General features: G+C 73.0%; 24 protein-coding genes. 13 read left to right on the top strand and 11 right to left on the bottom strand.

What is annotated here, in order from left to right; translation table 11 throughout:
- Positions 1 to 161: 161 nt before the first annotated feature.
- The 3 genes from ACZ4TV_RS13410 to ACZ4TV_RS13400 form a co-directional block, all read right to left on the bottom strand.
- The gene (locus tag ACZ4TV_RS13410; protein WP_468133940.1) at positions 162 to 1,610 is read right to left on the bottom strand and encodes an amino acid permease; all 1,449 of its coding nucleotides are present in this window, start codon (positions 1,608 to 1,610) and stop codon (positions 162 to 164) included.
- A gap of 211 nt (positions 1,611 to 1,821) precedes the next feature.
- Positions 1,822 to 3,393: an APC family permease gene (locus ACZ4TV_RS13405; RefSeq protein WP_468133938.1), complete on the bottom strand. Its 1,572-nt coding sequence runs from the start codon at positions 3,391 to 3,393 to the stop codon at positions 1,822 to 1,824.
- Positions 3,394 to 3,504: 111 nt separating this feature from the next.
- Positions 3,505 to 4,452 carry a hypothetical protein gene (locus tag ACZ4TV_RS13400; RefSeq protein WP_468133936.1) on the bottom strand — a complete coding sequence of 316 codons (948 nt, stop codon included), beginning with the start codon at positions 4,450 to 4,452 and terminating at the stop codon, positions 3,505 to 3,507.
- A gap of 266 nt (positions 4,453 to 4,718) precedes the next feature.
- Here ACZ4TV_RS13400 and ACZ4TV_RS13395 point away from each other — a divergent pair, with 266 nt between their 5' ends.
- Positions 4,719 to 5,144: an ASCH domain-containing protein gene (locus ACZ4TV_RS13395; RefSeq protein ID WP_468133934.1), complete on the top strand. Its 426-nt coding sequence runs from the start codon at positions 4,719 to 4,721 to the stop codon at positions 5,142 to 5,144.
- 31 nt (positions 5,145 to 5,175) lie between these two features.
- On the opposite strand, the gene ACZ4TV_RS13390 is transcribed toward ACZ4TV_RS13395, so the two are convergent.
- Positions 5,176 to 6,831 carry an FAD-binding dehydrogenase gene (locus tag ACZ4TV_RS13390; RefSeq protein ID WP_468133932.1) on the bottom strand — a complete coding sequence of 552 codons (1,656 nt, stop codon included), beginning with the start codon at positions 6,829 to 6,831 and terminating at the stop codon, positions 5,176 to 5,178.
- Between the two features lie 85 nt (positions 6,832 to 6,916).
- Between ACZ4TV_RS13390 and ACZ4TV_RS13385 the strand changes: the two genes are divergently transcribed.
- The 7 genes from ACZ4TV_RS13385 to ACZ4TV_RS13355 all read left to right on the top strand — a co-directional run bounded on the left by ACZ4TV_RS13385 (position 6,917) and on the right by ACZ4TV_RS13355 (position 12,032).
- Positions 6,917 to 7,438 (top strand): NUDIX hydrolase, encoded by a 522-nt coding sequence (locus ACZ4TV_RS13385; RefSeq protein WP_468133930.1) that lies wholly within the window; start codon positions 6,917 to 6,919, stop codon positions 7,436 to 7,438.
- Between the two features lie 9 nt (positions 7,439 to 7,447).
- Positions 7,448 to 7,846: a YidH family protein gene (locus ACZ4TV_RS13380; protein WP_468133927.1), complete on the top strand. Its 399-nt coding sequence runs from the start codon at positions 7,448 to 7,450 to the stop codon at positions 7,844 to 7,846.
- A gap of 11 nt (positions 7,847 to 7,857) precedes the next feature.
- The gene (locus tag ACZ4TV_RS13375) at positions 7,858 to 8,160 is read left to right on the top strand and encodes a DUF202 domain-containing protein (protein WP_468133925.1); all 303 of its coding nucleotides are present in this window, start codon (positions 7,858 to 7,860) and stop codon (positions 8,158 to 8,160) included.
- An 83-nt stretch (positions 8,161 to 8,243) separates the two neighbouring features.
- Positions 8,244 to 8,540, top strand: coding sequence for a hypothetical protein (locus ACZ4TV_RS13370; RefSeq protein ID WP_468133923.1), 297 nt, complete (start codon positions 8,244 to 8,246; stop codon positions 8,538 to 8,540).
- Positions 8,541 to 8,685: 145 nt separating this feature from the next.
- Positions 8,686 to 9,597, top strand: coding sequence for an MBL fold metallo-hydrolase (locus tag ACZ4TV_RS13365; RefSeq protein WP_468133921.1), 912 nt, complete (start codon positions 8,686 to 8,688; stop codon positions 9,595 to 9,597).
- A gap of 132 nt (positions 9,598 to 9,729) precedes the next feature.
- A complete protein-coding gene (locus tag ACZ4TV_RS13360) occupies positions 9,730 to 10,779 on the top strand; it encodes a phosphotransferase family protein (protein ID WP_468133919.1) in 1,050 nt (349 codons plus the stop codon).
- An 11-nt stretch (positions 10,780 to 10,790) separates the two neighbouring features.
- Positions 10,791 to 12,032, top strand: coding sequence for an acyl-CoA dehydrogenase family protein (locus ACZ4TV_RS13355; RefSeq protein WP_468133917.1), 1,242 nt, complete (start codon positions 10,791 to 10,793; stop codon positions 12,030 to 12,032).
- A 106-nt stretch (positions 12,033 to 12,138) separates the two neighbouring features.
- On the opposite strand, the gene ACZ4TV_RS13350 is transcribed toward ACZ4TV_RS13355, so the two are convergent.
- The 3 genes from ACZ4TV_RS13350 to ACZ4TV_RS13340 all read right to left on the bottom strand — a co-directional run bounded on the left by ACZ4TV_RS13350 (position 12,139) and on the right by ACZ4TV_RS13340 (position 15,526).
- Complete coding sequence (locus ACZ4TV_RS13350; protein ID WP_468133915.1) at positions 12,139 to 12,744, bottom strand: TetR/AcrR family transcriptional regulator; 606 nt, start codon at positions 12,742 to 12,744, stop codon at positions 12,139 to 12,141.
- Between the two features lie 68 nt (positions 12,745 to 12,812).
- Positions 12,813 to 14,768 (bottom strand): class I adenylate-forming enzyme family protein, encoded by a 1,956-nt coding sequence (locus tag ACZ4TV_RS13345; RefSeq protein ID WP_468133912.1) that lies wholly within the window; start codon positions 14,766 to 14,768, stop codon positions 12,813 to 12,815.
- Positions 14,753 to 15,526 carry an SDR family oxidoreductase gene (locus ACZ4TV_RS13340; protein WP_468133910.1) on the bottom strand — a complete coding sequence of 258 codons (774 nt, stop codon included), beginning with the start codon at positions 15,524 to 15,526 and terminating at the stop codon, positions 14,753 to 14,755. The genes ACZ4TV_RS13345 and ACZ4TV_RS13340 overlap by 16 nt, the downstream gene beginning before the upstream one ends.
- A 101-nt stretch (positions 15,527 to 15,627) precedes the next feature.
- Between ACZ4TV_RS13340 and ACZ4TV_RS13335 the strand changes: the two genes are divergently transcribed.
- From ACZ4TV_RS13335 to ACZ4TV_RS13320, 4 genes are all read left to right on the top strand, one after another.
- Positions 15,628 to 16,962, top strand: a complete 1,335-nt coding sequence (locus ACZ4TV_RS13335; protein ID WP_468133908.1) for an exo-beta-N-acetylmuramidase NamZ family protein — start codon at positions 15,628 to 15,630, stop codon at positions 16,960 to 16,962.
- An 83-nt stretch (positions 16,963 to 17,045) separates the two neighbouring features.
- Positions 17,046 to 18,503, top strand: coding sequence for a serine-threonine protein kinase (locus ACZ4TV_RS13330; RefSeq protein WP_468133906.1), 1,458 nt, complete (start codon positions 17,046 to 17,048; stop codon positions 18,501 to 18,503).
- 95 nt (positions 18,504 to 18,598) lie between these two features.
- Positions 18,599 to 19,180, top strand: a complete 582-nt coding sequence (locus tag ACZ4TV_RS13325; RefSeq protein ID WP_468133904.1) for a hypothetical protein — start codon at positions 18,599 to 18,601, stop codon at positions 19,178 to 19,180.
- Between the two features lie 32 nt (positions 19,181 to 19,212).
- Positions 19,213 to 20,082 (top strand): 3-keto-5-aminohexanoate cleavage protein, encoded by an 870-nt coding sequence (locus tag ACZ4TV_RS13320; RefSeq protein ID WP_468133902.1) that lies wholly within the window; start codon positions 19,213 to 19,215, stop codon positions 20,080 to 20,082.
- Here ACZ4TV_RS13320 and soxR read toward each other — a convergent pair.
- On the bottom strand, positions 20,063 to 20,506 hold the full coding sequence (gene soxR, locus ACZ4TV_RS13315; RefSeq protein WP_468133900.1) for a redox-sensitive transcriptional activator SoxR: 444 nt from the start codon (positions 20,504 to 20,506) through the stop codon (positions 20,063 to 20,065). The two genes, ACZ4TV_RS13320 and soxR, sit on opposite strands and share 20 nt — an antisense overlap.
- Positions 20,507 to 20,665: 159 nt before the next feature.
- Between soxR and ACZ4TV_RS13310 the strand changes: the two genes are divergently transcribed.
- Positions 20,666 to 21,127: a MaoC family dehydratase gene (locus tag ACZ4TV_RS13310; protein ID WP_468133898.1), complete on the top strand. Its 462-nt coding sequence runs from the start codon at positions 20,666 to 20,668 to the stop codon at positions 21,125 to 21,127.
- On the opposite strand, the gene ACZ4TV_RS13305 is transcribed toward ACZ4TV_RS13310, so the two are convergent.
- The 3 genes from ACZ4TV_RS13305 to ACZ4TV_RS13295 form a co-directional block, all read right to left on the bottom strand.
- Positions 21,118 to 21,753: a TetR/AcrR family transcriptional regulator gene (locus ACZ4TV_RS13305; RefSeq protein ID WP_468133896.1), complete on the bottom strand. Its 636-nt coding sequence runs from the start codon at positions 21,751 to 21,753 to the stop codon at positions 21,118 to 21,120. The genes ACZ4TV_RS13310 and ACZ4TV_RS13305 overlap by 10 nt on opposite strands.
- Before the next feature lie 76 nt (positions 21,754 to 21,829).
- Positions 21,830 to 22,117 (bottom strand): YiaA/YiaB family inner membrane protein, encoded by a 288-nt coding sequence (locus ACZ4TV_RS13300; RefSeq protein WP_468133894.1) that lies wholly within the window; start codon positions 22,115 to 22,117, stop codon positions 21,830 to 21,832.
- A 113-nt stretch (positions 22,118 to 22,230) separates the two neighbouring features.
- A complete protein-coding gene (locus ACZ4TV_RS13295; protein ID WP_468133892.1) occupies positions 22,231 to 23,382 on the bottom strand; it encodes an acyl-CoA dehydrogenase family protein in 1,152 nt (383 codons plus the stop codon).
- Between the last annotated feature and the right edge of the window lie 59 nt (positions 23,383 to 23,441).

The raw sequence follows: 23,441 nt of genomic DNA, 5'->3' as shown, positions 1-23,441 counted from the left end.
GGGCTGATGACGGATGTACCGGGGACGGTCGATGCCGACCGGACAGGTCTGATGGCCAGACGCCGACGGGGTCTCCTGCATGCTCCGAACCGGTTGGAACCCGAGCCCTCGCGCGGGACGGTATCCCGCTCCCGCGCGGGGGCCTCCTGGCCGGGTGGGGGTCAGTCGCGGGAGGCGGCGATTTCGGCCACTCGGCCGCGGACCAGGAACCAGCCGCCGACCAGGGCGGCGGCGATGACCGGGACGCACATGACCGTGGTGCGGCCGACTCCGCCGTCACACCACATCAGGACCAGCACCGTGAGGAGGAAGGCGAGCGTGATCAGCTGGGTGTACGGGGCCCAGGGCAGGCGGTAGGACGGGCGCTCCAGGCTGCCCTGCTGGGCGCGGCGCCAGAAGTGCAGCGAGCAGAGCATCACCATCGCCCAGGTGCCGAGGATGCCGAGCGAGGCGAAGTTGAGGACGATCTCGAAGGCCTCGGACGGCATGAACTTGTTCAGGGCGACGCCGGCCAGGCCGAAGGCGGCGGTGAAGAGGACGCCGCCGTAGGGGACCTTGCCCTTGTTCATGCGGGCGGTGAACCGCGGGGCGGAGCCGGACATGGCCATCGAGCGCAGGATCCGGCCGGTGGAGTAGAGGCCGGAGTTCAGGCTGGAGAGGGCCGCGGTCAGGACGACCAGGTTCATGACGCCCGCGGCTCCCGGGACGCCGAGCTTGTCGAAGACGGTGACGAAGGGGCTCTGGTCGGAGGAGTACGCCGTGTAGGGCAGCAGGAGGGCGAGGAGGACGACCGAGCCGACGTAGAAGAGGCCCACGCGCCACATGATCGAGTTGATCGCCTTCGGCATGATCTTCTCGGGGTTCTCGGTCTCGCCCGCGGCGACTCCGCAGAGCTCGACGGAGGCGTACGCGAAGACCACGCCCTGGATCACGAGGAGCATCGGGAGGACGCCGGTGGGGAAGATGCCGCCGTTGTCGGTGATGGTGGCGAGGCCCGGGGTGTGGCCGCCGATCTCGTGGCTGGTGGCGACGAGCCAGATGCCGACGATCAGGAAGACCACCAGGGCGGCGACCTTGACCGCCGAGAACCAGAACTCCATCTCGCCGAAGTACTTCACCGAGATCAGGTTGGCGGTGAGCACGATGGCGAGTGCGATGAAGGCGAGGACCCACTGGGGGACGTCGGTGAACATCGACCAGAAGTGGGCGTAGGTCGCGGCGGCCGTGATGTCGGCCACGGTGGTCGTGGACCAGTTCAGGAAGTACAGCCAGCCGGCCGTGTAGGCGCCCTTCTCGCCCATGAACTCACGGGCGTAGGAGACGAAGGCACCGGAGGAGGGGCGGTAGAGGACGAGTTCGCCGAGCGCCCGGACGACGAAGAAGGCGAAGACTCCGCACACCGCGTAGGCGATCGCGAGCGAGGGGCCCGCTCCGGCGAGGCGGCCGCCGGCGCCGAGGAACAGGCCGGTGCCTATCGCTCCGCCGATCGCGATCATGTTGATGTGGCGGGACTTGAGGTCCTTGCTGTAGCCCTCGTCACCGGCGTCGACGTGGTGGGAGGACGCCGGGGCCGGGGCCTCGGTCAAGGTGCGCTCACTCAGGTCACTCATGTAGGACTTCGCCTTCGTGGGTGGGACAAGGCAGGCCCGGACCGCTCACAGGGGAGCTGGGTGGTGTCCCCTGTGGCGCGATCCGGGTGGTTTGGGTCGCCCCAGGAGACCATGAGGCTCCGCCACCCGCCAAAATCGCCCTCCACGCACCGAAGCCCCCGACGACCTTGGAAACGGGCGTCGGGGGCTTCGTCGGCGCTGGAAAGCGAGGTCAGTCGCCCGGGGTGGCCTCTGCCGCCTGGTCGAGGCGGAAGGCCTCGTTGCCCAGGCCGATGCGGGCGTGCACCTCGGGGCGGCTGCGGCGCAGCACCGCTCCGTACGCCAGGCCGGTCACGACGGCGGCGGCGATGATGCCGGGCAGGACCCAGCTGAGCGCGGAGCCCTTCTCGGCGCCGACCAGGACGCCGAAGTCCTTGACGGTGTAGGCGGCGATGGCGAGCAGCGCGAGACCGGCGGCTCCTGCCGCGACGAGCCGCCAGACCTGGGCGCGGGCGGTGCCGCGGCGGACGAAGAAGGCGATGACGGCGAAGGAGGCGGCGGACATGAGGAGGGTCACACCGAGGGCGCCGACGCTGCCCATCCAGGTGAACAGGTGCAGTACGGGGGCGGTGGGGTCGGGGAGCTGCACTTCGAGGGCGGGGTCGGCGGGTGCCTTGTCCTCGGAGAGCGCGAAGGCGATCACGACGAGGGCGGCGACGCCGGTCTGCAGGAGGGAGCCGGTGCCGGGGGCGCCGGTGCCGGCGTTGGTGCGGCCGAAGGCGGCCGGGAGCAGACCCTCGCGGCCCATGGCGAAGGCGTAGCGGGCGACCACGTTGTGGAAGCTGAGCATGGCCGCGAACATGCCGGTCACGAAGAGGACGTGCAGGACGTCGGTGAAGGTGGCGCCCAGGCGGCTCTCGGTGAGCTGGAAGAGCAGGCCGGGGCCGGCCTCGGCGGAGGTCCTGACGACCTCGGAGGGGCCGGTGGCGACGGTGAGGGCCCAGGCGCTGAGGGCGAAGAAGAGCGCGACGAAGCCGACGGCCAGGAACATCACCCGGGAGACGACGATGTGCGGCTTGCTGGTCTCCTCGGCGTACACCGGGGACTGCTCGAAGCCGACGAAGGCGGCGATGCAGAAGCAGAGCGCGGTGCCGAAGCCGGCTCCGCTGAGGGTCTCGGGGTTGAAGGCGTGGAGCGAGAGGCCCTCGGGGCCGGGCTTGGTGAGGGCGGCGAGGTCGAAGGCGACGACGAGGGCGCACTCGACCAGGAGGAGGACACCCAGGACCTTGGCGTTCAGGTCGATCTTGAGCCAGCCGAGTGCGCCGGTCACGGCGACGGCCAGGAGGGCCGGTATCCACCAGGCGAGTTCGATCTCCAGGTAGGTGGCGAAGAGGCCGGAGATCTCGAAGCCGAGGATGCCGTAGACGCCGACCTGCATGGCGCTGTACGCGACGAGGGCGACGAGGGAGGCACCCGCGCCGGCGGTGGGGCCGAGGCCGCGGGCGATGTACGCGTAGAAGGCGCCGGCGTTGTGGACGTGCCGGCTCATCTCGGCGTAGCCGATGCTGAAGAGCGCGAGGACGGCGCCGAGGATGACGAAGAGCAGCGGCTGGCCGACGATGCCCATGACCCCGAAGGTCGTGGGCATGACACCGGCGACCACCATCAGGGGCGCGCTGGCGGCGAGTACGGAGAGGAGCAGGCCGGCGGTGCCGAGGCGGTCGGCGCGCAGGGCCCGGTCCTGGCCCTTGTACGTACGGATCTCGGCCGGGTCTTGGAGCGTGGTGGATCTGCCCGTCGGCATGGCGGCGTCCTTTCGGGGGCGCGTGTTTCTCGGGGGCGGGGCGTCTTCGGGGGGCGGGGCGTCTTCGGGGGGCGTCGGGCGGAGTAGGGCGTCGGGCCGGGCCGGGGGACGTCAGGCGGTGCCGAGCGCGACGCTGCGCGCGGCGAGGAAGGCCTTCTGCGGGTCCCGGTCCGGATAGGACCAGGGGGCGCGGGTGGCGTGGCTGCCGATGCGGTGGAAGAGGGCGGCGGCCTCGGCGGGGCGGCCCTCGCAGAGTTTGGCGTGGGCGAGGAAGTTGAGGTCGACCCGGTTGCGGGGGTGGTCGTCGCGTTCCCATTCCAGCCACCAGTCGAAGGCGGAGCGCAGGACCTGGCGGGCGCGGCGGCCCGCCCAGTGCGCGGCGGCGCCTTCGGGGGTGTGGCCGTGGGTGGCGGCGAGCACGCGGTAGCGCTCGGCGTGGGCGACAACGGGAAGCACGGCGAGCGGGGAGTCGGCCGGGGACTCCTCGGCGGCCCAGGCGGCGAAGTCGTAGACCTCGTGGAGGGGGTCCTGGCCGGCGGCGAGGGCGCGTTCGGCGAGTTTGGCGACCATCAGGTGGTGGGCGTGGTGGTGCTCGCGGTGGCGGGCCCGGACCTGGTCGAAGTGGCGGCTGAACTCCTCCTCGGTGCCGAAGGCACGGGAGAGGAGGAGCAGTCCCAGCCAGGGGGTGGGGTCGGCGGGGAGCAGGGCGGCGGCCCGGCGGCAGGCTTCCTCGGCGGCGGCCGGTGTGCCCTTGCGGCGCAGGGCGGTGAAGACGGCGGCGCAGGCGAGGAGGGTGGCGGCGTCGGCGCTGTCGGGTTCGGCGAGCAGCCATTCGCCGGCCCAGGCGGTGGCTGCCGGGGTCTGGGCGAGGACGACGACGCGGTGGCCCCGGCGGTCCCAGTCGTCGCCGGTGCCGACGAGGAGGGAGCGGGCTCTGGACCAGCGGCCCTGGGTGAACTGGGAGCGCACGTCGACGAGTTCGGCGTCGCAGAGGGCCGGGTCGAAGAGCTGGGCGTCCCGCTTGCGGGCGCGGCCGAGGGGCGGCGGAGGCGGGGACATCCGCGGGTTTCCCTCCAGGACGCGGGTGGACGAGGGTCAGCGGCGGCCGAAACGCGCGCAGGGCGCACGCGTGCGGTTCGGCCGGATGGTCGGGGGATCGTGCCGGTGAGCACACCGGTGATCACGCACAGCAAAGCGGTACGCACAGCTCCGAGTCAAGGTCCAGTCCAGTGCGTGGCGGGTTTCAACTGCTGGGGTGCCGGTGTGAGTTGGGGTGGTTGTGCCGGTTCTGGGAGGTCGTCGGAACGGCGCCTTAGGCTGAACCCATGACTGCACACGATGATCTGCCCCCGTATCTGATGGGGTTTCCCGGTCCGCTGCGCGATCAGCTGGTCGCGGCCGTCCTGAGCGGGGCGAAGACCAGCACCACGGGCCTGCTCGCGGCGTACGAGGCGGAGGCCGAGCCGCTGCCGGAGCCCGGCGCCCGGTTCCTGCTGGTCGACTCCGGGGAGCAGGGGGTGGCGGTGGTGGAGGTGACGGCCGTGGAGGTGCTGCGGCTCGCCGACGTCGGGCTGCCGCACGCGCTCGACGAGGGCGAGGGGTTCGCGTCAGTGGCCGAATGGCGCACGGCACACGAGGGGTTCTGGCACGGCGAGCCGATGCGCGCGGTGCTCGGTGACCCGGGGTTCACGGTCGACGACGACACCCTGGTCGTCGCGGAGCGGCTCCGGGTCACCGAGCGGCTGGCCTGACCCCCTGCGGAGTGTCGGCCACGGGAACCCGTCAGCCGATCGCCCCGGCGGCGGCGCGGCCCGCCGCGCGTCCCGAGAAGACGCACCCGCCCAGGAAGGTGCCCTCCAGGGCCCGGTAGCCGTGGACTCCGCCGCCGCCGAATCCGGCCGCCTCGCCGGCCGCGTAGACGCCCGGCAGTGGTTCGCCCGCCTCCGTCAGGACGCGTGAGGAGAGGTCGGTCTCCAGTCCGCCCAGGGACTTGCGGGTCAGGATCGAGAGCCGTACCGCGATCAGCGGCCCGGCGCCGGGGTCGAGGATCCGGTGCGGGGCGGCCGTGCGGATCAGCTTGTCGCCCAGGTACCTGCGGGCGCCGTGGATGGCCGTCACCTGGAGGTCCTTGGTGAAGGGGTTGGCGATCTCCCGGTCGCGGGCCACGATCTCGCCCCGGACGGTGGCCTCGTCGAGGAGGTCCTCCTTGGTCACCGCGTTCATTCCGCGCACCAGGGCGGACAGGTCCCGCTCGACGACGAAGTCGGCGCCGTTGTCCATGAAGGCCTTGACCGGGGCGGGCACGGCCTGGCGCGCGCGGGTGATGACGTCGCGGATGGACTTGCCGGTGAGGTCCGGGTTCTGCTCGGAGCCGGAGAGGGCGAACTCCTTGCCGATCACGCGCTGGTTGAGCACGAACCAGGTGTGGTCGTGGCCGGTCCTCATGATGTGGTCGAGGGTGCCGAGGGTGTCGAAGCCCGGGAAGAGCGGTACGGGCAGCCGCTTGCCGGTCGCGTCCAGCCACAGCGGGGACGGGCCGGGCAGGATGCGGATGCCGTGCCGGGCCCAGATCGGATTCCAGTTCTCGATGCCCTCGGTGTAGTGCCACATCCGGTCCTTGTTGATGTGGCTGGCGCCGGCCGCCTCCGCGATGCCGAGCATGAGGCCGTCCACGTGCGCCGGGACCCCGGAGAGCATCCGCTGCGGCGGGGTGCCGAGGCGGGCGGGCCACTGTGCGCGTACGAGGTCGTGGTTGCCGCCGATGCCGCCGCTGGTGACGATCACGGCTTGGGCCCGCAGGGAGAAGGCCCCGGTGACCTCGCGGCTGCTCGCGGTGCCCCGTACGGCGCCGGAGGGCTCCAGGATCTCGCCCGTCACGGTGTCCACCGCGCCGGCGGTGGCGCTGAGCCCGGTGACCCGGTGGCGGAACCTCAGCTGGACCAGGCCGCGGGCCACCCCGGCCCGGACGCGCCGCTCGAAGGGCTCCACCAGGCCGGGGCCGGTGCCCCAGGTGATGTGGAAGCGGGGGACGGAGTTCCCGTGGCCGTTGGCGTCGTAGCCGCCGCGCTCCGCCCAGCCGACCACGGGGAAGAAGCGGACGCCCCGCGCGTGCAGCCAGGAGCGTTTCTCCCCGGCCGCGAAGTCGACGTAGGCCTCGGCCCAGCGGCGCGGCCAGGCGTCCTCCTCGCGGTCGAATCCGGCGGTGCCCAGCCAGTCCTGGAGGGCGAGCTCGTGACTGTCCTTGATCCGCATCCGGCGCTGCTCGGGCGAGTCCACGAAGAACAGCCCGCCGAAGGACCAGTGCGCCTGACCGCCGATGGACTGCTCCGGCTCCTGGTCGAGCAGGATGACCTTGCGGCCCGCGTCGACGAGCTCGGCGGTGGCCACGAGACCCGCGAGCCCGGCTCCGATCACGATCGCGTCTGCGTCGTACGTCATGCGTGTACCCGTCCTCCGTCGGTGGTGGGGCAGATCCTTGGCTACGGAGCGGTAACCAGTCAACAGCGGTGGTTGGATGACCTGTGTGAGTGCCGCTGATGAAGTACTGGACGTGGTGGACCGGGACGACCGGGTCGTGGGGCGGGCCCCGCGCGGCGAGGTGTATGCCGGCGGGCTGATCCACCGCTGTGTGTTCGTGCAGGCGAGGGACGCGGAGGGGCGGATCTTCGTACACCGGCGGACCGCGTCGAAGCTCGTCTTCCCCTCGCACTACGACATGTTCGTGGGCGGGGTGCTGGGCGCCGGCGAGAGCTACGCGCAGGCCGCGCTGCGGGAGGCGGAGGAGGAGCTGGGCGTGCGGGGGCTGCCGCAGCCCGCGCCGCTGTTCAAGTTCCTGTACGAGGGTCCGGGCGGGGCCTGGTGGTCGTACGTGCACGAGGTGCGGTGCGAGCTGCCGGTGGCCCCGCAGGTGTCGGAGGTCGACTGGCACACCTACCTCACGCAGGAGGAGCTGGACCGGCGGATCGAGGGCGGGGGGTGGGCCTGGGTGCCGGACGGGCTGGAGGCGTACCGGCGACTGCGGGAGTTCCGGGAGCGCGGCCAGTAGATTGAGCGGGTGATCGACTTCGTCAAGGACGTGCGCCTCTGGTTCGTGCCATCGCGGCTCAGGGACGAGGGCGAGACCCCCGACTACCGCTTCTCGCTGGCCAACGAGCGGACCTTCCTGGCCTGGATCCGGACCGCGCTGGCCCTGGTGGGCGGCGGTTTCGCGGTCGACCAGTTCCTGCCGGACCTGCGGTGGGGGGTGCGGGTCGGGATGGCCTTCGCGCTGCTCGCGGTGGGTGCGGCCTGCGCGCTGCGGGCGGTGAACCACTGGGTGCGGTGCGAGCGGGCGATGCGGCGGGGTGAGGATCTGCCGCTGTCGCGGTTCCCGGTGGTGCTGAGCGTGGGCGTGGGGCTGGTCGCGGTGACGATGGTGGCGGTCGTGCTGCTGGGCTGGACGGCGGGGCGGTGAGCCGTTCCGGCATGGACCGTGATGCCGGACTGCAGCCCGAGCGGACCCGGCTCGCGTGGCGGCGTACGACGCTGGCCTCCTCGGTGGTGGCGGTGCTCGCGCTGCGGCAGGCGTTGCGCGGGGCCGGGGCTCCGCTGGAGGTGGCCGGGGCGGCGGTCATCGCGCTGGTCTGGCTGGTGTTCCTGTGGGTCGCGCACCGGCGGATCCGGGCGCTGGCGGTCGGCCGGCCGCCGGGGCTCGCGCCGGGGGCGGCCCTGGCGGCGGTGGCGTGCACGGTGGGCCTGGCGGTGTTCGCGATGGCCGTGATCGTCTGAGCCGGTCGGAGGATTCTGCTCCGCCTGCCGCGCCACTCGGACAGAACGGGCGATACCGGGTGATCCGCACTAATCTCGCCCCCATGACGACCTTGCACCTGGAACACCCCACGCACCAGCACACCCACGGCCCGGACTGCGGGCACCGGGCGCTCTCGCACGGCGATCACGTCGACTACGCGCACGACGGGCACCTGCACAGGGAGCATTCGGGGCACTGGGACGAGTGCGAGCCCACCGGGCACACCGCGCACGACGGCCACACGCACGCCCACAGCGCGGACTGCGGGCACGACGCGGTCCGGCACGGTGACCACGTGGACTACGTGCACGACGGGCACCGGCACGCCGAGCACGACGGGCACTACGACGACCACTGACCGGCGCCTCACGAAACAGGCGCCCTCACCGACCGGCGCCACCCCTGACTGAAGGTCCGGTCAGGAATCGCACCCGCTCTCCCCCGGCGCGGCGACGGCTGGCAGGATGCCGACCGACCGTCAAAGCGACCCGGGGAGAGCGCAGATGCCCGTCGAAGAGCCCTACGTCGTCCAGCCCGCGCCGGGAGTGTACGCCTATGTCCAGCCGGACGGCGGCTGGTGCCTCAACAACGCCGGCTTCGTGAGCGACGGAGACCGGACGCTGCTCATCGACACCGCCGCCACCGAGCGGCGGGCCCTGGCGCTGCGCGAGGCGGTCGCGGCGGCCGGGGTGCCGCTCCCCCGCACCGTCGTCAACACCCACCACCACGGCGACCACACGTACGGCAACGGCGTCTTCACCCCCGGGGCGCTGATCCTCGGGCACGACAACGCGCGGGCCGAGCAACTCGCCGCCGGGCACCAACTGGAGCTGATCTGGCCCGCGACGGACTTCGGCGCGATAGACATCACCGCTCCCGATCTGACGTACAGCGACCGGGTGACCCTGCACGTCGGCGGGACGGAGGTGCAGGTCATCCACCCGGGTGTCGCCCACACCACCGGGGACTCGATCGTGTGGCTGCCCCGGCAGCGCGTGGTCTTCACCGGCGACCTGATCTTCGCCGGGGGGACGCCGTTCCTGGCGATGGGCTCGCTCGCCGGCTCCCTGCGGGCGCTGGAGCTGCTGCGCTCACTGGACGCGGAGACCGTCGTACCGGGTCACGGGCCCCTGACCGATTCTTCAGCCTACGAGACCACCGAGCGCTATCTGCGGTACGTGGCCGAACTCGCCCGGGAGGGGCGGGCGAAGGGGCTGACCCCGCTGGAGGTGGCCCGGCAGGCCGATCTCGGCGAGTTCGCCGCGTGGCGGGAGAGCGAGCGGCTGGTGGCGAACGTGCACCGGGCGTACGCGGAACTGGCCGGGGAACCGGAGGGCGCGGCGCTGGACATCCTGGCGGTCCTGAGGGACATGACGGTGATGAACGGCGGAACGCCGATCCTCTGTCACGCGTGACGTCGCCGGGCGGAGGGTTTTCCTTCGGCCCGCGCTCTGGACGGCATACCGACTGGTCGGCATGATGTCTTGCGGCGGTGCGTCGACGTACCGCCGCTCTTCCCTCGACGACTCCGCACGGAGGTGCGCACCATGACCTCAGCCCCAGCCGACCCGCGCGGCCTGGACCTGGAGCGGCTGCGCGGTCATCTCGACCGTGCGCGGCCGGGACTCGTGGCCGGGGCGCTGCGCGGCCGGCTGATCGAAGGAGGCCGGTCGAACCTCACGTACGAGATCACCGACGGGACCGCCCGCTGGGTGGTGCGCCGGCCGCCGCTGGGCCACGTGCTGGCCACGGCGCACGACATGCGGCGCGAGCACCGGGTGATCGAGGCGCTGCACGGCACGGCCGTGCCGGTGCCCGAGCCGGTGCTGCTGTGCGAGGACGAGGCCGTGCTCGGGGCGCCGTTCTACGTGATGGAGTACGTGGACGGGGTCCCGTACCGGACGGCCGGCGAGCTCGCCGCCATCGGCCCGGAGCGCACCCGGCGGGCGGTGCTCGGCCTGGTGGACACCCTGGTCGAGCTGCACGCGGTGGACCCGGAGGCGGTGGGGCTGGGCGACTTCGGCCGGCCCGAGGGCTTCCTCGACCGGCAGCTGCGCCGCTGGGGCAAGCAGCTCGCGGCCTCCCGGGGCCGGGAGCTCGCCGGGATCGACGAGCTGCACGGCGCCCTCGGGCGGACCTTGCCCGACTCCCCCGCCGCGACCGTGGTGCACGGGGACTTCCGGCTCGACAACGTCCTGATCGGCGGCCCGGACGACACGATCCGGGCGGTGCTGGACTGGGAGATGTCCACGCTCGGGGATCCGCTGACCGACCTCGGGCTGCTCGTGATGTACAGCTCGGACCTGGGCCTGACCGAATCTCCGGTCAGCACGACGAGCGGGGCGCCGGGCCATCCGACGCCCGCCGAGCTGGTCGAGCGCTACGCCGCCCGCTCCGGCCGGGACACCGGCGCCATCGCCTGGTACACGGCCTTCGCCTGGTTCAAGCTCGCGGTGATCCTCGAAGGCATCCACTACCGCTACACGCTCGGGCAGACCGTCGGTGCGGGCTTCGACCGGATCGGCGAGCTGGTTCCGGTCTTCATCGAGCACGGACTGACCACTCTCCAGGACCTCCAGAACCTCCACGAAGGCTGAGGCACGCACCCATGGATTTCGCATTCGACGCCCGGACCGAGGAACTCCGCGAGCGACTGCTCGCGTTCATGGAGGAGTACGTCTATCCGGCGGAGCCCGTCGCCGCCGAGCAGCGCGCGCGGCTGGCCTCGCCCTGGGACACCCCGGCCGTCTTCGGTGAACTGAAGGCCGAGGCGCGCCGCCAGGGCCTGTGGAACCTTTTCCTTGCGAAGCAGCCCGGCCTGCCGGACGTCGAGCACGGCGCCGGGCTGACCAACCTCCAGTACGCCCCGCTGGCGGAGATCACCGGCCGCAGTCCGCACCTGGCGCCGATGGCGACCAACTGCGCGGCCCCCGACACCGGGAACATGGAGCTGCTCGCCCAGTTCGGCAGCGAGGAGCACAAGAAGCAGTGGCTGGAGCCGCTGCTGGCCGGGGAGGTCCGCTCCGCCTTCGCGATGACCGAACCGGAGGTCGCGTCCTCGGACGCGACGAACGTCGAGACGCGGATCGAGCGGTCCGCCGACGGGGCCGAGTACGTGGTCACCGGCCGCAAGTGGTTCATCTCGGGGGCGATGAACCCGGACTGCAAGATCTTCATCGTGATGGGCAAGACCGACCCGGACGGCGCCGATCCGCGCCGCCAGCAGTCGATGATCCTGGTCCCCCGCGACACCCCGGGGGTCGAGGTGCGCCGGGCGATGACGGTGTACGGGTACGAGGACCACGAGCACGGCGGCCACGCCGAGGTGGTCTTCGACGGGGCGCGGGTCCCGGCGGCGAACCTGATCGGCGAGGAGGGCACCGGCTTCGCCATCGCCCAGGCCCGGCTCGGCCCGGGCCGCATCCACCACTGCATGCGGCTGATCGGCATGGCGGAGCGGGCCATCGAGCTGATGTGCCGGCGGGCGGTGGAACGTACCGCCTTCGGCAAGCCACTGGCCGCCCAGGGCGTCGTACAGAACTGGATCGCCGACGCCCGGGTCACGGTGGAGCAGCTGCGGCTGCTGGTGCTGAAGACGGCCTGGCTGATGGACACGGTCGGCAACCGGGGCGCGCACACCGAGATCCAGGCCATCAAGATCGCGACCCCGCGGGCCGTGGTGGGGATCTTGGACCAGGCGGTGCAGCTGCACGGCGCGGGCGGGGTGAGCCAGGACTTCCCGCTGGCCGAGCTGTGGGCGGCGGCGCGGACGCTGCGGCTGGCCGACGGGCCGGACGAGGTGCACCAGCGGTCGCTGGCACGGCGGGAGCTGAAGCCGTACCTGGGCTGAGGCCCTCTGATCCCGGCTCAGACGGGAGGGGCGGTGGCGCGGCCCGCCGCCGCCTCGACGACCTCGTCCTGTGCAGCCCCCGCCCGGTACCCCGCGCTGGACTCCCTCACGGGCGCAGCGCGCGCAGCAGCAGGTCGGCGAGGTGGTCGGCGACCTGCTGCGGGGTGAGCGGGCCGTCCGCCCGGTACCAGGTGGACAGGTGGTGCACGGACCCGAAGTGGTAGTCCACCACCAGGTCGGCGGGGGTGGCGCTGGAGAACACGCCCGTGCGCTGGCCCTCCTCGACCAGCGCGCGGAAGCGCTCGTGGTAGCGCCTGCGCTCCGCCCGTACCTGCTTGAACTTCTCCGGGCTGAGCTGGTGCATCGACCGGAAGAAGATCATCGCGTCGTCGAGGTTCTCGATGGTGGTGACGACCACGTCCGCGGCCGCCGCCCGCAGCCGCTCCTCGACGGGCGCGTCGGATCCGGCCACCGCGTCGAGCCGCTGCTGCTGCAGGCGCAGCATCCGCGCGTACACCTCGTGCAGCAGGTCGTCCTTGGACCCGAAGTAGTGGTAGAGGGCGCCCTTGGTGACCCCGGCCGCCTCGACGATCTCCTGGACCGAGGTGCGGTCGTAGCCGCGCTCGGCGAACAGCCGGGTGGCGACGGCCAGCAGCCGCTGCGGTACCGGGGCTTCGTGCGTGCCTGCGGGTTCCGTGGTCCTGGCCGCCATGGCGCTGACCTTCCCTTCCTTGTTCCTGCCTGGTCACTGCGACCAGCTGTACGACCGTCCGACTGTTTTCAGCCGCGGTCGCGCAGTTCCCGTCGCAGGATCTTGCCACTGGTCGTCTTCGGAAGGACAGGCAGGATCTCCACCTGGCGCGGGTATTTGTACGCGGCGATGCGCGCGGCGCAGTAGGAGGAGAGCTCCTCCGGTTCGACCGAGGTGCCGGGGCGCAGGCTCACGTACGCCTTGACGCTCTCCCCGCGGTACGCGTCGGGGACGCCGACCACGGCGGCCTCGCGGACGGCGGGGTGGGTGTAGAGCACGTCCTCGACCTCGCGCGGCCAGACCTTGAAGCCGGAGGCGTTGATCATGTCCTTCTTGCGGTCGACGACGTAGAGCCAGCCGTCCGGGTCCATGAATCCGACGTCACCGGTGCGCAGTTCGCCGTCCGGGAAGGCCTTGGTGGTGTCGGCGGGCAGGCCCCAGTAGCCGGGCACGACCTGGGGGCCGCGGACGGCTATCTCGCCGGTCTCGCCGAAGGGCACCTCGGCGCCCTGTTCGTCGAGGATGCGGACGACGGTGTCGGCGCCGGGCAGGCCCACGGAGAGCGTGCCGGAGGCGGGGTCGACGGGGGCTTCGAGGTGCACGGGCACGCTGGCGCAGGGGGCGGTGCACTCGGTGAGGCCGTAGCCGTTGCGGAGGTAGAAGCCGAAGGCGGCGCGCAGGCGCTCGACGAGCGCGGGCGGGAGCGGGGCGCCGCCGGAGGAGACGACCTCGAACGAGGCGAAGTGGTCCGGGGTGACGCCGGGGTGGGCGGCGAGGGCCATGAAGGCGGTGGCCGGGCCGACGGTGTAGGCGGGGCGGTGTTCGAGGAAGGCGTCGAGGACGACGCCGGCGTCGAAGCGGTGGGCGAGGGCCAGGGTGCCGGCGTTGGCGAGGCAGGCCGCGAGCTCGCAGACCATGCCGGTGATGTGGAAGAGGGGCGCGAGGGCGAAGTAGGTGGCGCCCTCGGGGAGGGGGTGGGAGGTGACCTGCCGTACGGCGTTGTACGTGAGCGCGCCGTGCGGGTTCATCGCGCCCTTGGGGGTGCCGCTGGTGCCGGAGGTGTAGCTGATGAGGGCGGTGTCGGCGGCGGTGAGGTGCGGCCCGTCCGGCGCGGGGTGCCCCTGGCGGGCCACGGCGGCGAGGTCGGCGACGTCGGGGCCCGAGGGGGCGCTGGCGGGACGGGCCGCGGGGGCGGCGGGACCGGCCGTGGGAGCGGCGGGGTCGGCTGCGGGGGCCGCGGGATCGGCTGCGGGGGCGGCGGGATCGGCTGCGGGGGCGGCGGGATCGGCCGTGAGGGCGGCGGGATCGGCCGCGGGGGCCGCAGGAACGGCTGCGGGGGCCGCGGGACCGGCCGTGAGGGCGGCGGGATCGGCCGCGGGGGCCGCGGGACCAGCTGCGGGGGCGGCGGGACCGGCCGCGGGGGCCGCGGGATCTGGGGCGGTGAGGGGCGGGGCCGCCGCGGGGGGCGGGCCGAAGAGGCGCGGGTCGTTGCGGGTCTGGAAGTCCAGGTCCGAGGTGGTCAGGGCGGTCCGCACGGCGCTGCCCTGCACGGCCTCGCGCAGGTACGCCGTCCACGCGCGGCCGTCGCAGACCAGCGCGACGGCCCCGGAGTCGCGCAGGATGTGCCCGACCTCGCCCGACTTGTACATGGGGTTGAGCGGGACGACCACGGCCCCGGCCTTCCAGGCGGCGAGGACGGCGAACACGAAGTGCGGGGTGTTCTGCAGCATGACGGCGACCCGGTCCCCGCGGCCGATGCCCCGCGCCGCGAGGTGGCCGGCCACGGAGTCGGAGAGCGCGTCGGCCTCCGCGTAGCCGATCCGGCCGTCGAAGTAGGCCAGCGCGGTGCGCTCGGGGGCCTTGGCGACGGCCTCGCGAAAGGCGTGCAGCACGGTGGGCGGCGGTGCTACGGGCGCGCGCTGGGCCGGGGCGAGCAGCCCCAGCCACGGCTTGGCGGCGTACGAGGGGGTCACCGGGTCTCCCATTTCTGCTGGAGGTGGTTCATGCCGCTCAGCCAGCGGTCCGGTTCGGTGGCGCGGGCGGCGTAGAAGTCGGCGACCTCGGGGTGCGGGAGGATCAAGAACCGGCCCTTCTCCATGCCGTCGAACAGCGCGTCCGCGACCGCTTCCGGCTCGATCGCGGTCGGCGCGAGGACGAGTTCGCCCGCCGAGCCCGCGGCGGTCAGCATGTCGGTGCGCACCCCCTGCGGACAGATGGCGTGGACCTGGACACCGCGGTGGCGGTAGGTCAGCGAGAGCCATTCCGCGAAGGCGAGCGCACCGTGCTTGGTGACACTGTACGGGGCCGCCCCGATCATGGTCAGCAGCCCGGCGGCGGAGACCGTGGACACGAAGCGGCCGCTCTCCCGCTCCAGCCAGTCCGGCAGCAGCAGTCTGGCGGCGCGGACGTGGGCCATGACGTTGGTGTCCCAGGCCGCTTCCCAGACGGACTCGTCCGCGAAGGCGTCGCCGCCCGAGGCGAGTCCGGCATTGGCGCAGTAGACGTCGACCGTCCCACCGAGGGCCTCGCGGGCCTCGTCCACGATCGCCGAGGCGTCGCCCGCCAGCGGGATCGCCCGGGCCCCGATCCCGCCCGCCACCGCGGCCGCCCTGGCCGGGTCGAGGTCGTTGACCACCACCGTGGCGCCCTCGGCGGCGAAGCGGTGGGCGAGGGCGGCGCCGATTCCGCCGCCCGCGCCGGTGACGACGACTCGCTGGTCCTGGTACGCGCTCACGGGGATCACCTCTCGTGCGGCCGGATGCCGGATGGCTCATGTGCCGATGGCGGGCAGACTAACCAGTCGGTATGTCCGGGCGGAAGGGGGGCGCCTCGTAGCGTGGCCGGATGACGCTGTCGCGACGCGGGGTGGTGCTGGGGCTGGCGGGGGCCGTGGGATCGATGGGCGCCCTGGGGGCGGGGGCGGCCGGGCCGGCCGGGGCCGCCGGGGCCGCCGGGCCGCTCTCAGCTCCCGCAGCGGCAGAGGGGGTCGCGGCCGTCGCGCCGCGGGCCGCGGGCCGGGTGCGTACCGGCTTCGAGCGGCTCGCCGCGGACGGGTACGCCGTACTGGCCGGCCAGAAGGTCGGGGTGGTCACCAATCCCACCGGGATCACGCCCGACGCCCGGCACTTGGTCGACGTACTGCACGCGGACGAACGGGTGGACCTGATCGCGGTGTTCGGGCCCGAGCACGGCTTCCGCGGGACCGCGCAGGCGGGGGGCTCCGAGGGGTCCTCCCGGGATCCGGCGACCGGGCTGCCGGTGTACGACACGTACGACAAGAGCGGGCAGCGGCTCGCGGACGTGTTCACGGCGGCCGGGATCGACACCGTCGTCTTCGACATCCAGGACGTCGGGGCGCGCTTCTACACCTACATCTGGACCCTCTACGACTGCATGCGCGCGGCCGCGCTCGCCGGCAAGGCGGTGGTGGTGCTGGACCGGCCGAATCCGGTGGGCGGCCGGCGGGCCGCGGGGCCGGTGCTGCAGAGGCCGTACGCGAGCTTCGTGGGCCGGGAGCCGATCGCGCTCGCCCACGGGATGACGGCGGCTGAACTGGCCCGGCTCTTCAACGGCGAGTTCCTGACCGGCGCATCGTTTCCACGGGGACCGGTCAGGCTGCGGACGGTGGCGATGTCCGGGTGGCGGCGGGAGTCCTTCTTCGAGGAGAGCGGGCTGCCCTGGGTGCCGCCGAGCCCGAACATGCCCACTCCCGACACGGCCCTCGCGTACGCCGGCACCTGCCTGTTCGAGGGGACGAACCTCTCGGAGGGGCGCGGGACGACCACGCCCTTCGAGGTGGTGGGCGCGGAGGGGATCGACCGGCGGTGGGCGGAGGCGGCGAACGCGCTGGGGCTGCCCGGGGTGTGGTTCCGGGAGGCGTACTTCACGCCCGCCTTCTCCAAGCACGTGGGAAAGGTGTGCGGCGGGGTCCGGCTGATCGTGCACGACCGGGAGGCCTTCGACCCGGTACGGGCCGGGATCGGGCTGCTGGTCACCGCGCGGCGGTCGTGGAGCGGATTCGGCTGGCGCGCGGACCACTGGATCGACCGGCTGACCGGCTCGGACCGGGTGCGGAGGCTGGTGGACGCGGGGGCCGGGGTGGAGGAGATCGCGGGCGACTGGGCGGCGGGGCTGGCGCGGTTCGAGGCGGTGCGCCGGGAGTACCTGCTCTACGCGTGAGCCCACCGCGTCAGGGGGCTGGCCGGGCGGGCGCGGCAGCAGGATGCTGACTGCACCGGAGGCGCGGTGTGAAGGGGGACGTCATGGCGGAGATCGGTGGCGGATCGGGGAACGGGACGGGGAACGGGGCCGGCATCGGGGGCGGGGCGGGGGCCGGGTCCGGGATCGCGCTCGGGCCCGGGGCCGAGTTCGCCAGCGGGCTCGGGGCCACGGTCGCCGGCGGGGTCGGCGCCACGTTGGCCAGCGGGCTCGGGGCCGCGGTCGCCGGCGGGATCGGCGTCGGGCCGTACGCGGAGCTGACCTTCGACTCCCAAGGGGACGTGGACCGGGCCACGCAGGGAGCGGTGGCCCGGATGGAGGCCACGGACCTGCTGGTCTTCGCACACGGCTGGAACAGCGACCGGTCCACCGCGACCCGGCTCTACGACCGGTTCTTCGCCCCCTTCCCGGGACTGGTGGGGCCGGAGGTACGCCTGGGCTACGTGGGTGTCGTATGGCCCGCGATGCGGTTCTCCGACGAGCCGATACCGGACTTCGAGGCGCCCGGCGCACTCGCGGCACCCGGCTTCGGTACGGCCCTGGACCCCGTCACCCGCCAGGCGCTGGGGGAGTTCTGGCCGGGGCGGCGGGCGGAGCTGGAGCGGGTGGCGGAACTGCTGGAGGAGCGGCCGGATTCGGCGGACGCCTTCATCGAGTTCGGTGCGCTCGTACGGGAGTTGGCCGGGCTGGACGCGGTGTCCACGGCGGCGGTGCCGGCAGTGCCCCGGATCTTCACGGACGACGTGCTGGAGGTGTGCCGGGCCCTCACCCACGCCCTGGTCCAGGCGGGCGCGCCGGCCGCGAGCACCGGCGAGCCGGGCCTCAGCGTCGGCGGCGGGCTGCGCGGCCTGTGGGGCGGCGCCAAGGAACTGCTGCGGCAGGCGACGTACTACAAGATGAAGAAGCGGGCGGGGGTGGTCGGCGAGCGCGGCCTCGGCCCGGTGCTGGCGGAGCTGGCGGGAGGCCGCCCGGCGCTGCGCTTCCACCTGATCGGACACAGCTTCGGGGCGCGCGTGGTGTCCTTCTCGCTGCGCGCGGTGCCGGACGGAGCCCGGTACGTGAAATCCGTGACCCTGCTCCAGGGCGCCTTCTCGCACTACGCGTTCGCCGACCGGCTGCCGCACGACAGGGGCAGCGGCGGCGCCCTGCGCGGCCTCCAGCGCAGGGTCGACGGACCGGTGGTGGCCTGCCATTCCCCGCACGACTCGGCCCTCAAGGTGTTCTATCCGCTGGCCTCGCGGATGGCAGGGGATTCGGCCGGTCTGCTCGGCTTCGACGAGCGGTGGGGCGCGATCGGGCACGACGGGGTGCAGGCCGTGCCGGGTGCGCCGCGGCTGAGCCTCGACACCGTCCTGCGCGAGGGGGTGCCCGCGGCCGGTTGCGTCAGTGTGGACGCGGGCTCCGTGGTCCGGCGCGGCGGAGCCCCCTCGGGGGCGCACAGCGACATCTGCCATGCCGAACTGGCCCGGGTGGTGGTGGCCGCGGGGCGCATGGGGCGCTGACTTCCGGCCATGTGCCACCCGCACGCCTCGACCGCCCCCGCATGCGCCCGGCCCCGGCCGGGCATGTTGGGCACATCGGCGGAGGTGATGGTGTGATGGCGGGATTCCGGAGTCTGGCCTACCAGGTGCGCGACGCGCGCAACGACCGGGCCTTGCGGCGCCATTCGCTGCGCCGCTGTCTGGAGCGGTTCGCGCCGTACGGGCACCGGGCCACGTGGTGGCACCTGTGCGACCGGCACGGGATCGCCCCCGAGGACCGGGGAGCCGATCCGCTGCGGCTGGTGGCCGCACTGGAGGAGCTGGAGGACGCGCGGGCGGTCTGGCTGGAGTACGAGCGCCAGTTCGCGGAACGGCGGCGCCGCGAGAAGCACCACGGGCTGCGCCGGCCTGAGTGGGCGTGGGGCGGGAGCGGGGACGCGGTGGTGCGGTGCGCCGATCCGGGAGTGCGGCCGGAGGGGGCGCTGGGCGAGGTGCTGCGGCGGCTGGTCCGGGCGCTGGAGTCGGAGCCGGGGACGGCGTGCCCGGTCTGCGGGGACACCGAGCTGCGGTGGCCGGCGGTGGCTCCGGTCGGCCCCTGGGAGGGCGCGTGGGCATGGGACGGGCCGGTGTGCGCGGGCTGCGGGATCGTGGTGCCGAGACCGGCCCTGGCGGACACCCCCTCGGCGGGGGCCGCGTGAAGCGCCCGCTGTCGGTGCCGGTGACGGTTTCGGTGCCTGTGCATGTGCCGCTGTCGGTGTCGGTGTCGGTGTCGGTGTCGGTGTCGGTGTCGGTGTCGGTGTCGGTGTCGGTGTCGGTGTCGGTGTCCCTGAACGGCTCCCGGAGCGCCGCGGACGGCTCGGCCGTGCCGATGTCGCCGGAGGATCTGGCGGAGTCGGCCGCGCGGGCGGTCGACGCCGGGGCCGGGGAGGTACTGGTGCACCCGCGGACCCCGTGCGGGCGGGAGAGCCTCTCGCCGCGCGTGGTCGGGCCGGTGCTGGACGTGCTGCGGCGCGCCGGGGTCGGCGTACCCCTGTCGGTGTGCGCGAGCATCGGGGCCGAGCCCGATCCCGGGGGGCGGCTGGAGCGGGTGCGCTCCTGGACCGTGCTGCCGGACCGGGCGGTGGTGCACTTCGCGGAGCCGGGGGCCGGGGAGCTGGCGCAGGCCCTGCTGGCGCGGGGTGTCGCGGTGGACGCGGTGGTGCCGCTGGGCGGACGGGCCGGGCCGGAGCCGATGGCGCGGTTCCTGGCCTGGCCGGTGCGCGATCCCGGGCGGGTCCGGCTCGTGGCCGAGCTCGCGGAGGCCGATCCGGCTCTGGTGGCTGGGCTGCGCGGGCTGCCGCCGGTGGCGGTGGTGCTGTACGGGCGGGAGGCGGCCGCCTGGCCGGTACTGCGGCTGGCCGCACGGTGCGGTACGGGCGCGCGGACCGGCGTAGGAGACGTCATGCGCCTGCCGGACGGGCGGCCGACGCGGTCGAATGCCGAACTGGTGGCGGCGGCGCTGGAACTGCTTCCGGGGCGGGAGACACCCGCTGCGGTCGCCGTCGCCGCACATCCGGCCGCCGCTCCAGCCGTTGCACCGCCTACAGCCGGGAGCCGGTGAGCCGTTCGCCGAAGGCGTCGTCCGGGTTGGAGAGCGCGCAGGTCTCCAGTGAGAGGCAGCCGCAGCCGATGCAGTCCGTCAGGTGGTCGCGCAGGCGGCCGAGTCGGGTGATCCGCTCGTCGAGTTCGGTGCGCCAGGCCTCGGAGAGGCGGGCCCAGTCCTCGCGGTTGGGGGTGCGCTCCTCGGGGAGCTGGGCCAGTGCCTCGCGGATGCTGGCCAGCGGGATGCCCACGCGCTGGGCCGCGCGCACGAAGGCCACCCGGCGCAGGGCGTCGCGGGTGTAGCGGCGCTGGTTGCCGGAGGTGCGGCGGCTGCTGATCAGGCCCTTGGACTCGTAGAAGTGGAGCGCGGAGACGGCCGCGCCGCTACGGGCGGACAGCTGGCCCACGGTGAGCTCGTGGATGTTCTCGGGAATCTGCGGCACCCGGCCGAGGGTAGTCGGCGGTCCGTTGACATACACATACGGTCCCAGCATGCTGAGCAAGCGCTTATTCGTCGCCACATCAGTCAGCCGATCAATCAGTCAGCCGATCGATCAGTCAGCAGTCAGTCGTCAGTTGTCCGCGAGAGGCAGGAGCAGGGCATGGCCGAGCCGAGGGTCTTCACGTCCGCCGAGGAACTGCGCGCCGGGATCGGCGAGCCGCTCGGTCCCAGCGAGTGGCTGGAGGTGGACCAAAAGCGGATCGACCTCTTCGCGGACGCCACCGGCGATCACCAGTGGATCCACGTGGACCCGGAGCGCGCGGCGAGCGGGCCCTTCGGCTCCACCATCGCGCACGGCTATCTGACGCTGTCCCTGCTGCCCACCCTGGTGCCGCAGGTCATGCGGGTCGAGGGCATGCGGATGGGCCTCAACTACGGGGCGAACAAGGTGCGTTTTCCGGCGCCGGTGCCGGTCGGTTCGCGGCTGCGCGCCACCGCCGTGCTCACGGAGGTCGCGGAGGCGGGCGGCGGCGTACAGGTCACGGCCACGGTCACGGTCGAGCGGGAGGGCGGCGACAAGCCGGTGTGCGTGGCGGAGTCGGTGTCGCGCTACTACTTCTGAGGGCGCTGTCGCGCGGCCACCATGCGGAGCACGAGGTCGGCGTAGAGCGCGCCGACCTCGTCGGGCGTGCGCTGCCCGGCCACGTTGAACCAGCGGGCCACGTCGATGCACAGCGACAGGACGGCGAGGGTGGTTCCCGGCACGTCGGGGACGTCGAACTCCCCTGCCGCGACCCCGTCGGAGAGGATGCGGCGCACGGCGGCGTCGCTCTGCCGGCGCAGCGCCACGATCTCGGAGCGGTGCTCCGGAGCGAGAGCATCGAGCTCGTACTGGACCACGCGCGCGGTGGTGTGATGCGCCGCGTGCCACCGTACGAAGGACCGCACGGCGGCATCGAGCCGCTCGGCGGCGCCGCCGGGACCGTCGGCCGCCGTGGTCAGGATCTCGAGGGCCTTGTCGTGGCCGATCCGGCTGATCCGGTGGAGCAGCTCTTCCTTGGTCTTGTAGTGGATGTAGAGCGCGGCGGGGCTCATACCGGCCCGGCCAGCGATGTCGCGTGTGGTGGTGGCGTGGTACCCGCGCTCGGCGAAGGCGTCGACGGCGGCGACGAGCAGCCGCCGTGCGGCGTCGGGGGTGACCTCGGACCACGGCTGGTAGCCGCCGACCGTCTCCTCCGCGCTGTCCATCGCTCACTCACCTCTTCACCGTGTGGGAGTGAACACCCTACCGGAGGGTGAGCAAGCGCTTAGGGTGCCGAGCCGGCTACTTCGGCGAGAAGGGGTCGTACTCGGCCATGAGCTTCTCCATCCTGGCCTGATCCACCCGGCTGACGATCTGCGTGACCTCCTGGCGGTCGCGGATGACCTTGGCGAGGGTGAAGGCCGAGGTGGTGAGGTAGAGCACCGCGATGCCGAGGAAGGCGCGGACCCAGCCGTCCACCTCCATGTTGTAGATCCCCACGGCCACGGCGCCGATGGCGATGCCGAAGGAGGCGACGGCCTGGCCGTAGTACGCCCCCGTGCTCTGCTGCTTGACCGGTGTCTCGTTCATGGGTCGAGCATCGGGCGCAAGGCGGCGGAGCACATCCGCGTACGTACTCATCCCGGTACTTACTCAGGCCTGCCCGGAAGCGCGGCTCGGGGAGGGCAGCTCGGGAGATCGGCTCAGAAGGCTGAAACTCCGGTCAGGGCACGGCCGATGAGCAGCTTCTGGATCTGACTGGTGCCCTCGTACAGGGTCGCCACGCGGGCGTCGCGCAGCAGCTTGCCGGTCGGGTACTCGTCGATGTATCCGTAACCGCCGTGCACCTGGAGGGCGTTGCTCGCGGCGCGCACCGCGGCCTCGGAGGCGAACAACTTGGCGGTGGAGGACTCGGTGGCGAAGGGCCGGCCGCGGTCGATCAGGTCCGCGACGCGCCAGGTCAGCAGCCGGGCCGCGTCCACGTCGACCGCGATGTCGGCGATGAGCTCCTGGACCAGCTGGTGCTGGGCTATCGGCTTGCCGAACTGCTCGCGCTGGGCGGCGTACGAGACGGCCGCGTCCAGTGCCGCCTGCGCGATGCCGACGCAGCCGGCGGCGACCGACATCCGGCCCTTCGCGAGGGCGGACATGGCGACCGAGAAGCCCTTGCCCTCGGGGCCGAGCATCGCGGAGGCGGGTACGCGGACGCCGTCGAGGGCGAGTTCGGCGGTGGTCTGGCCGCGCAGGCCGAGTTTGCCGTGGATCTCGCGGCGGGTCAGGCCCGGGGTGTCGGTGGGGACGAGGAAGGCGGAGACTCCGCGGTGGCCGGGCTCCTCGTTGGTGCGGGCGAAGAGCAGCACCACATCGGCCCAGGTGCCGTTGGAGATGAACATCTTGCTTCCGTCGAGGACGTACGAGTCCCCCGCGCGCCGGGCACGGGTGGTGAGGCTGCCGGCGTCGGATCCGGTGCCGGGTTCGGTCAGTCCGAAGCAGCCGAGCGCGTCGCCGGAGCACAGGCGGGGCAGCCAGGCGTGCTTCTGCTCCTCGGTTCCCCAGGCGGCGATGGTCTTGGCGACCAGGCCGAGGGAGACGGAGACGATCCCGCGCACGGCGGAGTCGCCGCGGCCGAGCTCCTCGGTGACCAGGACGTAGGCGAGGTGGTCGCCGCCGGAGCCGCCGTACTCCTCGGGGACGGTCAGTCCGAGGAAGCCGAGCGCGCCGAGCTTCTTCACGATGGCCCGGTCCACGCTCTCGGCGCGGTCCCACTCGGCGGCGTACGGGACGACTTCGCGCTCGGTGAACTCCCGGGCGAGCCGGCGTACGGCGCTCTGCTCCTCGCTCAGCTCCAGATTCACCAGGCACCTCCGGGTGGGAACCGGCCCCGTTAACTAGCACCGGTAGTTTATGGCGGGCA

Source organism: Streptomyces sp. NPDC028910 (genome assembly GCF_055564955.1).
This window is presented reverse-complemented; position numbering and strand designations above follow the sequence as displayed.

Bases quoted from the DNA above. Each gene is read 5' to 3' on its own strand.
- ACZ4TV_RS13410 (WP_468133940.1), bottom strand. From the start codon at position 1,610: ATGAGTGACCTGAGTGAGCGCACCTTGACCGAGGCCCCGGCCCCGGCG.
- ACZ4TV_RS13405 (WP_468133938.1), bottom strand. From the start codon at position 3,393: ATGCCGACGGGCAGATCCACCACGCTCCAAGACCCGGCCGAGATCCGT.
- ACZ4TV_RS13400 (WP_468133936.1), bottom strand. From the start codon at position 4,452: ATGTCCCCGCCTCCGCCGCCCCTCGGCCGCGCCCGCAAGCGGGACGCC.
- ACZ4TV_RS13395 (WP_468133934.1), top strand. From the start codon at position 4,719: ATGACTGCACACGATGATCTGCCCCCGTATCTGATGGGGTTTCCCGGT.
- ACZ4TV_RS13390 (WP_468133932.1), bottom strand. From the start codon at position 6,831: ATGACGTACGACGCAGACGCGATCGTGATCGGAGCCGGGCTCGCGGGT.
- ACZ4TV_RS13375 (WP_468133925.1), top strand. From the start codon at position 7,858: ATGGACCGTGATGCCGGACTGCAGCCCGAGCGGACCCGGCTCGCGTGG.
- ACZ4TV_RS13370 (WP_468133923.1), top strand. From the start codon at position 8,244: ATGACGACCTTGCACCTGGAACACCCCACGCACCAGCACACCCACGGC.
- ACZ4TV_RS13365 (WP_468133921.1), top strand. From the start codon at position 8,686: ATGCCCGTCGAAGAGCCCTACGTCGTCCAGCCCGCGCCGGGAGTGTAC.
- ACZ4TV_RS13360 (WP_468133919.1), top strand. From the start codon at position 9,730: ATGACCTCAGCCCCAGCCGACCCGCGCGGCCTGGACCTGGAGCGGCTG.
- ACZ4TV_RS13355 (WP_468133917.1), top strand. From the start codon at position 10,791: ATGGATTTCGCATTCGACGCCCGGACCGAGGAACTCCGCGAGCGACTG.
- ACZ4TV_RS13350 (WP_468133915.1), bottom strand. From the start codon at position 12,744: ATGGCGGCCAGGACCACGGAACCCGCAGGCACGCACGAAGCCCCGGTA.
- ACZ4TV_RS13345 (WP_468133912.1), bottom strand. From the start codon at position 14,768: ATGGGAGACCCGGTGACCCCCTCGTACGCCGCCAAGCCGTGGCTGGGG.
- ACZ4TV_RS13335 (WP_468133908.1), top strand. From the start codon at position 15,628: ATGACGCTGTCGCGACGCGGGGTGGTGCTGGGGCTGGCGGGGGCCGTG.
- ACZ4TV_RS13330 (WP_468133906.1), top strand. From the start codon at position 17,046: ATGGCGGAGATCGGTGGCGGATCGGGGAACGGGACGGGGAACGGGGCC.
- ACZ4TV_RS13325 (WP_468133904.1), top strand. From the start codon at position 18,599: ATGGCGGGATTCCGGAGTCTGGCCTACCAGGTGCGCGACGCGCGCAAC.
- ACZ4TV_RS13310 (WP_468133898.1), top strand. From the start codon at position 20,666: ATGGCCGAGCCGAGGGTCTTCACGTCCGCCGAGGAACTGCGCGCCGGG.
- ACZ4TV_RS13305 (WP_468133896.1), bottom strand. From the start codon at position 21,753: ATGGACAGCGCGGAGGAGACGGTCGGCGGCTACCAGCCGTGGTCCGAG.
- ACZ4TV_RS13300 (WP_468133894.1), bottom strand. From the start codon at position 22,117: ATGAACGAGACACCGGTCAAGCAGCAGAGCACGGGGGCGTACTACGGC.